The sequence below is a fragment of the Microcoleus sp. AS-A8 genome (assembly GCA_039962225.1).
Taxonomy (GTDB): domain Bacteria; phylum Cyanobacteriota; class Cyanobacteriia; order Cyanobacteriales; family Coleofasciculaceae; genus Allocoleopsis.
Window position 1 is genome coordinate 84,277 of sequence record JAMPKV010000023.1, and the last position, 10,700, is coordinate 94,976.

The 10,700-nt window shown below is 49.3% G+C and carries 6 protein-coding genes; 3 read left to right on the top strand and 3 right to left on the bottom strand.

The features are described from left to right. Window positions 1-13: 13 nt before the first annotated feature. A complete protein-coding gene (locus NDI48_25910; GenBank protein ID MEP0834602.1) occupies window positions 14-535 on the top strand; it encodes a type IV pilin-like G/H family protein in 522 nt (173 codons plus the stop codon). 177 nt (window positions 536-712) lie between these two features. Here NDI48_25910 and NDI48_25915 read toward each other — a convergent pair whose 3' ends face one another. Then, complete coding sequence (locus NDI48_25915) at window positions 713-2,056, bottom strand: leucine-rich repeat-containing serine/threonine-protein kinase (protein MEP0834603.1); 1,344 nt, start codon at window positions 2,054-2,056, stop codon at window positions 713-715. Window positions 2,057-2,423: 367 nt separating this feature from the next. Here NDI48_25915 and NDI48_25920 point away from each other — a divergent pair, with 367 nt between their 5' ends. Then, window positions 2,424-5,945 (top strand): filamentous hemagglutinin N-terminal domain-containing protein, encoded by a 3,522-nt coding sequence (locus tag NDI48_25920; protein MEP0834604.1) that lies wholly within the window; start codon window positions 2,424-2,426, stop codon window positions 5,943-5,945. A 299-nt stretch (window positions 5,946-6,244) separates the two neighbouring features. Here the strand turns inward: NDI48_25920 and NDI48_25925 are convergent, their stop codons facing one another. Further along, window positions 6,245-7,411, bottom strand: a complete 1,167-nt coding sequence (locus tag NDI48_25925) for an AI-2E family transporter (protein MEP0834605.1) — start codon at window positions 7,409-7,411, stop codon at window positions 6,245-6,247. 341 nt (window positions 7,412-7,752) lie between these two features. Beyond that, window positions 7,753-10,101 carry a glycoside hydrolase family 31 protein gene (locus NDI48_25930; protein ID MEP0834606.1) on the bottom strand — a complete coding sequence of 783 codons (2,349 nt, stop codon included), beginning with the start codon at window positions 10,099-10,101 and terminating at the stop codon, window positions 7,753-7,755. 384 nt (window positions 10,102-10,485) lie between these two features. Between NDI48_25930 and NDI48_25935 the strand changes: the two genes are divergently transcribed. Then, on the top strand, window positions 10,486-10,700 hold a 215-nt coding region (locus tag NDI48_25935), incomplete at its 3' end, for a photosystem II q(b) protein (protein ID MEP0834607.1).

Below are 10,700 nucleotides of genomic sequence, written 5' to 3' on the forward strand. Positions count from 1 at the left end.
CTATAGATTTCCAGTGAAAGAAACTTATCCGAACCGACGTGTTGTCCGCCTGGGAACTTGCCTGTTATATATTTTGTTGGTACCCAGCCTAATTTTAATTGCTCCTAGTGTTTTTCTAGTAAACATCGATCCCCTATTTCATTCAGCCTGCGAGGATCGTTTCCTCAATATGAACTGTAAGGCTCATCAAGGCGAAGCGAAAATTAACGTTGCTCAAATAAATCGCGCTCAGAGAACTTACTACGGAAGGTATGCTAAGTTCACCTCTTCTCAGAAGATACTAGGTTCTATCATTGAGTCAAAAGCCTATACCTATTCAATACGAATTACGGCAAGAGCAGCATTTAATTATGCAATTCCTCGACCAAACTTTCAAGACCATAAAGGCTATGTCGGTGCTGTTTTTGTAGATAGCCAAGGCAGCTCTTACTCCATTGAATGCAAGTCTGAGCGCCCTGGTGTAAAGCTACTAGCTGACCCTAGCTATCAAAATGGCGTTTTGGCTTGTGGTGCTGGTACGCGCCAAGTGAAGTGATTTTAGTGCATTGGGAATTAGAAAGAAGAACGTTATAGCGGTTTTTAAGGCGAATTAAGAATGCTTGTAGTAGAGATTATCGGTATTTCAAGCCAGCGATTTAGAAGCTTTTCTCCCTATAAGCTAATCTCGATAACACTAACTTGTCACCTAGTCATTTAATGAGTCACTGTAAAATTATTTGGCTGTGCCATAAACCTGTCGCTCAACGCTAGTCAAACGTTCGCCGATTTCTGTAAACCGAGGACGCCGTGATAAAACTGGGTTTAGACAGTCTTGCTGTAAGGCACGAAGACTTTCCACCGCCCAAGTGTGTTCCGACGACTCCTCCAGCGTGCAACGGTTTAACATATCCTCAAGTAAGCAGCCAAAAGCCCTCACCTCTAACCGTTCTAGCGCTTGCCCTATCACCACATCACTCTTGTCGTAAAAAGAGGCGGCTCCAAAGTCTCCCAACAAACTATGGCCTGTTTCATCGACCAGAATATTGTGAGCATAGAGATCACCATGCATGATGCCTTTGGCATGAAGGTGTGCGGCAGCCGAGGCAATGCCAATCGTCAGGCGTAAAATCACAGGCAAAGGGAACGAGGCGTTTGCACTGTAGGTATCTCTTGTGCAAGTGTCAAAGTCCGGCGGCTGCCCTAAGTTTTTGTAATCGGGGGGGATGAACGAAAACACAAGCCCTTCTTTGTCCTCCGGTTCGTTGCTGAGCTTGCCTAGCACGTTAACAAGATTGTCATGGCACCCAGCCGCCAGACTTGCCGCCATTTCATCAGCAGGTAACCCGTCACTGGTGATCTCACCCTTGAATATTTTGATCGCTACCTGTTTTTGGGCAAGTTTGGTCGTCCAAAGCCCCTGATAAATCACCCCGGAAGCACCTTGCCCAAGAATTTCCCCCAGCGTCAGCTCGTCCCAATCAATGTCTGGAAGCACTGGCTTATGAGTAGCCTCTGCATTACACAAGGGGTTGCCAGCATAAGCCAGCCAAGACAGGCGAGGAAGGGTGAACAACCAAGGGGGCAACCCAGCAAGCTGATTTGCCGAAAGCCGTATGAGTTCCAAATTCTTGCACTCAGCCATCTCCTGTGGGAGTGACTGGAGCCTGTTGCCGGCTAGCATCAGCTTTTGCAACTGGCTCATGCTGCCAAGGGAAGCGGGTAGCTTCTCAATTTTATTGTTGGTGAGAATCAGCCAGCGGAGCGAAGGCGGTAGAGTGCGTTCGCCAACAGTTGCAACCTGGTTGGATTTAAAACTCACCATCTTGAGGTCAAGGCAGTGCGAAAGAACCTCTGGAATTTCCTCAAAATCATTGTTGGTAAAGAAAACAATTTTGAGGTGCTTTAACCGTTCAAATTCATCGGGTAAAGCCCTTAAATGGTTATTAGATAGATCTAAGATTTCCAATGAATCTGCCAGATCCAAAATCTCTGATGGAAATTGAGTCAGGGAGCAGGCAAGCTTGAGTCGTTTGCTTCCCGCTAACTGTCCAGAGCGAAGCAAGTTTAGGGTTTCCATTTAATGAGAAAGTAGCTCTGTTCGATTATCTGGATTAGGCGAGGTCAATTTTTGGGGATGACGAGGCCAGCACAATCAAGGTTTATCAGCGATTTGTCATCAAGGAACGTACTGTCGCTCAGTATAGCTTAAGTCTCGCGGGTTGCTTTTTCGCATACAGCTAATCTCCCAACAGAGGATAGGGATACCTGCGTTGACGTTGTATATCATTTGCCCACAGAATTTTTGCGTTAGGCTGTGACAAGCGACTCTTCTCGATAATCCTCCCAAACTCGCCATGAAACAGTGCATCAACGACTTTTGTGGGGAGGATGGACGCCGCGTCCAGCAATCGAGGTAAAACGTCTGAGGCATTTGGAGCAAAAACTTGAGGATATCTGCTTTTTGGCAGCGTTACCGACACTTAGGGATAGTGTCGGCATTGGGGATAAGTGGAGCGATCGCACTGTGCAATTACACCCTTGCCCAAAACATTACATTAGATGGAACCCTTGGACCAGCAGGAACCTTGACCGGGCCGCGTTACGTTATCCCCCAAGAAGTCGGTCAAACCGTTGAAAACAATCTGTTTCACAGCTTTGGACAATTTGGACTGCTTCTAGGCGAGAGAGTTGGTTTTGCCAGTGCTGCCAATATTAGGAACATCCTCGTTCGCGTCACAGGCGGTTCGCCCTCTTTAATTGACGGTCTGATTTATACCGATAGCGCTAACGTCAATCTTTTCTTAATCAATCCTAGCGGCATTCAACTTGGTTCAAATGCCGGACTGGATGTCGGCGGCAGGAATAGAGGTTCATTTGTGGCGACGACTGTCGATGCACTAGTGTGGCCCAATGGCGGACAGTTTAGTGCAACCAATCCCAGTGGAGCTAATAGCTTATTAACCATTACTGGCGATCCAGGTGGATTTCTCTCTCAGTCGAGAGCGCCAGCACCCATTGTCAGTTCCGGTAATGCGCTGGGTGTAGTTAGAGGGCAGAGTTTGTTGCTGCTGGGTGGGAATGTCAATGTGGAGGGCGGAGTTTTAGTCGCTCCGGGGGGTCGAGTTGAGTTAGGGGGATTATCAGAACCCGGAACAGTGCAGCTCAATGCTGATGGCAACAATCTCAGCTTAAGTTTTCCCAATAATATAGCGCGAGCCGATGTATCACTCACCAATGGCTCTTTGGTTGCTGTCTCTGGGGGGGGTGGCGGTAGTATTGCTGTTAATGCCCGTAACCTAACGATTTCGGGAGAAAGTGGTCTTATTGCTGGAATCAGGTCAGGTTTGGGAGCAATTGACGCTAAGGCAGGAAACATTGAAATAAATGCTACCGACACTGTAACCATTGACGGGACAAGTTCCACTAATTTCCCTAGCGTCATCATCAATACAGCACAAGGGGCTGGAAGTTCAGGAGATATAGTAATCAACACAGGTTCCCTCAACCTGATCGGTCTTGCAGTGATAACCGCTGTTACGACAGGACAAGGCAATGCTGGAAACGTGACCATTCGAGCTAGGGATGGGGTTTCGATTTCGGGAAAAAATAGTGCAATCACCAGTAGTGTGAGCGCGTCAGGTGTAGGGAATGGGGGGAAAATTGATATCCAGGCGCGATCGCTTTTGTTGTCCAACGGTGCTCTACTGGGTACCAGCACGTTAGGACGAGGAAATGCTGGCAATATTCAAATCAATGTTTCTGACTCTGTTTCTCTAAATGGTGGCTCTGGTGTGATAGCTATCAGTGGCGGACAGGGTGATGCGGGGAATGTAACAATTGCTGCTGGCGGCCAAGTTGCCTTGGATGGAATAGGGAACGAGGACGCGCCTAGCTCCATCTCTACGTCTGTAGGAGCAACAAAGATACCAGGATTCACGGGCGGACGCAAAGGGGGCGACATTACTATCAACGCTGGGTCGCTAGCTCTCACCAATGGCGCTCAACTCGATAGCAGTACTGAAGGACGGGGGGATGCGGGCAGTGTGAGAATTAATGCTCGCGAGACAGTTACATTTGACGGCCAAGCCAGTAATGGATACTCCAGTGGAGCGTTCAGCCGGGTGGTAAAAGGAGCCGAAGGGGATGGTGGTGACATTGAGATTACCACAGGGTCGCTGTTACTCACCAATGGCGGTGGACTGAGTGCCAACACTTTTGGACAAGGGGATGCAGGTAGTGTGATCATCCGCGCTAGGGATATCGTGCGATTTGACGGTGTGGGCAGCGATGGCGCATCAAGTGGAGTTGCCAGCACGGTGGAATCTACAGGTGTTGGCAACGGCGGTGGCATTGACATCAGCACGGGGTCTCTGTTCGTCACTGAGGGCGCGGTTATGGCTGCCAGTACCTTTGGTCGAGGAGATGCAGGTAGCGTGAGGATTAGCGCTAGGGATACGGTGCGATTTGAGGGGGTGGGCAGTAATGGACAATCCAGTGGAGCTTTCAGCACGGTGGCATCCACAGGCATCGGCAATGGCGGTGGTATTGACATCAGTACGGGTTCTCTATTCGTCACTAATGGTGCTCAACTGAATGCCAGCACCCTCGGACTGGGAAATACTGGCAGTGTGACCATCCGCGCTGGAGATACGGTGCGATTTGAGGGGGTGGGCAGCGATGGACGGTTCGGTGGAGCTTTCAGCGCGGTAAGCTCCACAGAGGGCGGCAATGGCGGTGGCATTGACATCACCACGGGGTCTCTGTTCGTCACTGAGGGCGCGAGGCTGATTACCAGCACCTTCGGACAGGGAGCCGCAGGCAGTGTGACCATCCGCGCTAGTGATACAGTGCGCTTCCAGAGCGTGGGCCGCGGTGGGACATCCAGTGGAGCTTTCAGCACGGTGGAATCCACAGGCATTGCTAAGGGCGGAGACATTGACATCACCACGGGTTCTCTGTTCGTCACCGATGGGGCTGTTGTGACTGCCAGCACCTTTGGACGGGGGAATGCTGGCAGAGTCAGGATTAATGCCGATAATCAGATTTCCCTTGAGGGACGAAGTGGGGTTGCCAGTTTGGTGGGACCTAAAGCTGTGGGTGATGGCGGGAGGATAGAGATTACCACCGACTCGCTTTCCCTGACAGATGCCTTCATATCTTCTCAAAATCTAGGAACTGGCATTGCCGGTGACATCACCATCCAGACGACGCAAAACCTGGAACTAAATCGCTCATCTATTGCTTCTACCACGCAATCGGGTAACGGTGGCGATATGACCCTGGCAGTGGGGGATTTATTACTGATGCGTAACGGTAGCCTGATTTCTACTGAAGCTGGCACGGCGCTTTCGGGTGGAAATGGTGGCAACATCAGGATTAACGTTGACTTCGTGGTTGCCGTCCCAAAAGAAGATAGCGATATTATTGCCAATGCCTATGAAGGGAAGGGAGGTAATATCAACATCACTACTCAGGGCATCTTTGGCTTGGAGTTTCGAGAAAAGCTGACTCCACTGAGTGACATCACAGCTAGTTCTGAGTTGGGCGTAGACGGTGAGTTTCAACTCGATTTGCTCACCAATGTTGACCCCAGTCGAGGCTTAGCCGAGTTGCCCACTAATGTAGTAGATGCATCAGAGCAGATTGACCGCCGCTGCACACCCACTGGTTCAACGCAAGAGCGCAGCAGCTTTACCGTTACGGGTCGGGGGGGTTTGCCAGCCAGTCCTAACGACCCTCTACAGGCTGAATCATTAATAACCAATTGGGTCAGCTTTGACTCTAACGTTGAAACTAACAAGCCTCCAGCCACTACAACGCCCAAGAGTTCCGGTTCCAGACAGCTTGTGGAAGCTCAAGGGTGGTACTTCAACCAGAAAGGGGAAGTTGTCCTCACGGCTTCTACGCATGTTGTGACGCCTCAAGGGCAGTGGCTTTCCCCGCCTGAGTGCAACCCTGCCCAATAAGCCCTTCAAATTTCAAATGAAGAGGTTAATGCAAATAGCTTAATGGATCTGATGACTCAAGGTGTGATCACAAATCTAAGGTTCGACCATGTTGCGTTGATGGGAGCGCATTTTTACTAGTGCAAGAAGGCAGTTCGCGTAGCGTTCTCCGTAGGAGTAGACAGGAGGCAGGAGGCAGAGCGAAGAAAGGTTGTACAGTAAGCTTTTTTACTTTTTTGAACGGGTGGGGTATTTTCGCCGCGCTGCACTAGGATTTGAAGATCTTGAAAACACGCCCTAGCGTTAAGAGAGCCAGTAACCTACATTTTCTGCTCAAGTTCATCATCACTAGCTTTATCTTGAACGACTACATCTGCTGGAGTTCCCCTCTCACCCTCTTCCTCGGAAGATTCACTAACGTCCAGGGAGTCAGACACAATGACAATTTCTGTCTGATTTTCATGGGCGGAATGCCATTGATCCAGAAGATCTTTAATAATGACCTCCTTTAACCAAACCTGACCCACAACAGTAAGGGGGAGAGCCAAAAGTAACCCTAAAAATCCAAAGAACGTAGCAAAAAATACTTGAGCTAATAAGGTTACAGCAGGAAGAAGTGATACTTGCTGTGCCATCACATATGGAGTCAATAAGTTCGATTCAACCTGTTGAATTAAGACGTAGAGCAGCAAGACAGCGAAAGACTTCCACGGAGTATCGAGAAGCGCGATCGCCATTGGGGGTATCACACTCAGCGTCGGTCCAATATTGGGAATAAAGGTGAAAAATCCAGCCAAAGCCGCTTGTGCCAGTGGTAATCTGATTCTCAGAATCAACAACCCCACAAAACTCAACGAGGCAATGACGAACATATTAAAAAGAATCCCAGCCAACCACCCTCGTAAAGCGACTGTGCATTCATTCAAAATGTAGTCCACTCGACGTCTGTAAAACGCCGGAAAAAGGCGTACAAAGCTTCTCCTATAAGCTGCCGGATTAGCTAGTAACATCAATGTCAAAACGAGCACTAGCAAAATCTTAACGAGAACGCCCAAAGAATTAGAAAAAAACGTGAATCCACCGCCCAATAGACGATTCACTAAAGGTTGTAGTTGTTGGCTCAGTTGCTCAATACTAGGGAGATATTGAATTAACTGCGGAGAAATACGAGCTTGTAGTATTTCAACCCAAGTGCTAAATCGCTGTATTCCCTTAGGAACTAATAAACTAAGTTCATGAAACTGCTCAGCGAAGGGGGGTACAATCAGCAAGAAAAATCCGACTAAGATAGTCAGTAAAACAAGCACCGACAGCAGGACAGAAAAACCTCGCTTGATACCGGATCGGGAGAATCGTTCCACCAAAACATTTAAAGCATTGGTCAGTACGACAGCAGCAAATATCAGTAGAAGAACTTCCCGAATTTGCCACAAAATATACAGGGAAAGGATAAAGGCTAATAAGCCAATCCATTTACCCAAACTCACAGTACAACCTCCCAATTACTCTGGAATTATTCGGCTGTAACCCCAGTTGAATTCAGCTAGATTAGCCGATCTTGACCAAAAAAGGGAATGGGTGATTAGGGACTAGGAGAAAATCGGTTACAACCCGCTCGATGTACTATCGTGTTCGCTCAGAAAACCCCACTATGCGGCAGTTTGTCGTGAGGAATGCCAGCCTTCTCGAAATGGGCGCGCTCAAGCGCTCACGACAAACAGGCTTTTGTCAAGGGTGATCAACCGGACATCCCATAACACAAGATTTCTTAGTCTCCAGTCCCTACTTCTTGGCCTCGTTTTTTGGGTATTGCCAAGACTAACTTAGCCTATAGTGCTGTGAAAAAGGTCAACTGACGTGCCGTTCCATTATCGACAAAGCGTTGTTCACCAACACCAATCAGTTTCACAATCACTTCACGTTCTGGGGGTGACCAGTTCCCCTCACGTTGCCCAATTTCAACAAGCGTTTGTTCACCTTCTGTACGAACGCGGTAGGTGGTGAGGCAATAGGCACCGGTTTTATAGTCGAAGGTGCGACCATCATCTTCATACAGCGTAAATTCACCCGTACCCATCCAAACCGACAGCGTCATTTGGTCTAAGGGGCGTTCATCCACATATTGCCTGACGGGTGCCATGGGAATAATCGAACCCGCACGAATATACATCGGCATCCGTTCGAGGGGTGCATCTGCTAAGACGTGAGTTGGGCCATCAAACCCTTCGCCACTCCACCAGTCATACCAGCGACCTTCAGGCAAGTACACCGCACGGTGTTCTACTCCTGGACGGTAAATCGGAGCTGCTAGCAATGAGGAACCCAGCATCACCTGATCGGATAGGGTGTAGGTCTGCGGGTCATGGGGAAAATGATAAAGCAAAGGTCGCAGAATTGGTGCGCCAGTGGTTGCCGCTTCCCAGAACAGGGTGTAGAGGTAGGGGAGCAGGCGGTAACGAAGTTCAATATAATCGCGGCAAATACTCTCCACCTTGTCGCCAAATACCCAAGGTTCATGCCGTGCTGTACTCATGGCGGAATGTCCCCGCATTAAAGGGTAAAGCATTCCCACCTGCATCCAACGTGCAAACAGTTCACCTGTCGCGTTACCTGCAAACCCACCAATATCCGCCCCTACAAAGGCCACACCGGATAGACCCAGGTTACAGATCATTGGGATTGACATTTCCAAATGTTCCCACAGGGATTGATTATCCCCTGTCCACACGGCTGACCAACGTTGAATACCCGCGAAACCCGAACGAGTGAGCACAAAGGAACGCTCAGTTGGACGTAACTCCTCCAACCCTTGACACGATGCCTGTGCCATCATCAATCCGTAGAGGTTGTGAGTTTCAGCATGAGTCGTTCTCTCCTCCGTTGGCCCCTGTGGCGCATCCAGGGGAAACCAAATCTTGTTACCTGGGTCACCAAATGGACGGTCATCCAGTGCGGGTTCGTTCATGTCGTTCCAGACACCCGCAACACCAATGCTAGTTAAGCTCTTTTGCCAGCTTCCCCACCAATCCCGGACTTCAGGGCGTATAAAATCCGGAAAAACCGCCTTATCAGGCCAGACGTAGCCATGAAACAGTTGACCATCCGTTTTTCGCACAAAATAGTCGTTTTTTAACCCCTCGTCAAACACCTCATAATCGGCTTCTGGCTCATACTTAACGCCTGGGTCAATAATCGTGACGGTCTTGAATCCGTCTTGCTTGAGCTCGTTAATCAACTGCGGGGCATCCCCGAAGCGCTTAGGACTCCACGTAAAAACTCGGTAGCCCTTCATATAATCAATATCGAGATGGATGACATCACAGGGAATGCGGCGCTGACGAAATTCACGGGCGAGTTCGCGCACCACACTATCTGATTCGTAGCTCCAGCGGCACTGCTGATAACCTAATGCCCATTGAGGAGGTAAGGGCATCCGACCCGTTAGTTGAGTGTAGGTACTGAGGATTTCTGCGGGTTCAGGGCCATAGATAACGTAGTAATCTAATTCACCGCCCCGTGTTTCCATCCGCCAGGTACCGGGTTGTTCGGCACCCATATCGAACTGACTCCAAAAAGTGGTGTTGAAGAACAGCCCGTACCCCACCCCCGGACGCAACGCCATGAAGAAGGGAATCGCTTGGTACATGTTATCGGTGAGTACATCGTAATCAAGCGCATCAAAGGTCCAGTTCGTTCTAACTTTAGCGATCTGATCGAGCAAACCCGTGCGCTCACCGAAACCGTAGAAGTGTTCGTCTGTTTCAATTTGTTTCCAACCCGCAACAGTACCTTCCCGCCAGCCCATTGCTGGGTCGGCGTCTTGAGCAAAAGGCTGTCCTTGTGAGTCAAAGAACTGAATGCGGCAAGGGTCACGATGGACAACGAGACGCAATTGCTCGGTTCTGATTTCTACCGCATCTGCTTTTTCTTGCACCTCAAAGGGCGCAAGCGGCCATTGCTCATCCGCCTGCACCACCGCCCACGACCGATGCGCTAGGAATTCACCTGTCGGCGTCATGCGTACCCTAATTAAGTTCGGTGCGAGCACACTAATGGTTAGACAGGGTTCGCCACACTTGAAGAGGATATGACGCTCCTCTTGTTGTATGGCTTGTACGGCTCCAAGGCTTGACCAAGGCTGTTCGGTTGTGTGCAATTGTCCGAAGTATTGCGGCATAATCCCTGATTGAAAAACACAGTAGAGTTTATGACCAGCGCCTTCTTACTAAGGAAGGTCATGGCTGATTGTGGGTTGGGGGGAACAAAAAAGCGATCGCTCCATCTTCCGCTCTGGCAATCGCCTCCCCCCATAGAGATTCACACAACCCACTCACAAAAAACCTATACCCCTAGGCACAGATGGACTGACCTAGAACAGCTCACAGCCTAGAGTTGAGCTTGAGTTCAGGGCTTAAATAAGTAAAATTTATGAAAATGATTACAATCCCTGAAGCCAAACCGCTTGCTTTTGTAAAGGAATGTAAATAATAATAAGAACCAAGGTAAAGATTTTTTACCCAACTCATTCATAAATCTCCATTTCAACCGCAATCATACTGAAATGACAACCACACTACAACGCGAACGTACCGCTTCCGTCTGGGATCGGTTCTGCGAGTGGGTAACTAGCACCAACAACCGCCTCTATGTGGGCTGGTTCGGTGTCCTGATGATCCCCACCCTGTTAACCGCCACCACCTGCTTCATCATCGCCTTCATCGCTGCTCCTCCTGTGGACATCGATGGTATCCGCGAACCTGTTGCTGGTTCTCTGCT

Coding starts and splice junctions, on each gene's coding strand:
- NDI48_25915 (MEP0834603.1), bottom strand. CDS start 2,056: ATGGAAACCCTAAACTTGCTTCGCTCTGGACAGTTAGCGGGAAGCAAA.
- NDI48_25930 (MEP0834606.1), bottom strand. CDS start 10,101: ATGCCGCAATACTTCGGACAATTGCACACAACCGAACAGCCTTGGTCA.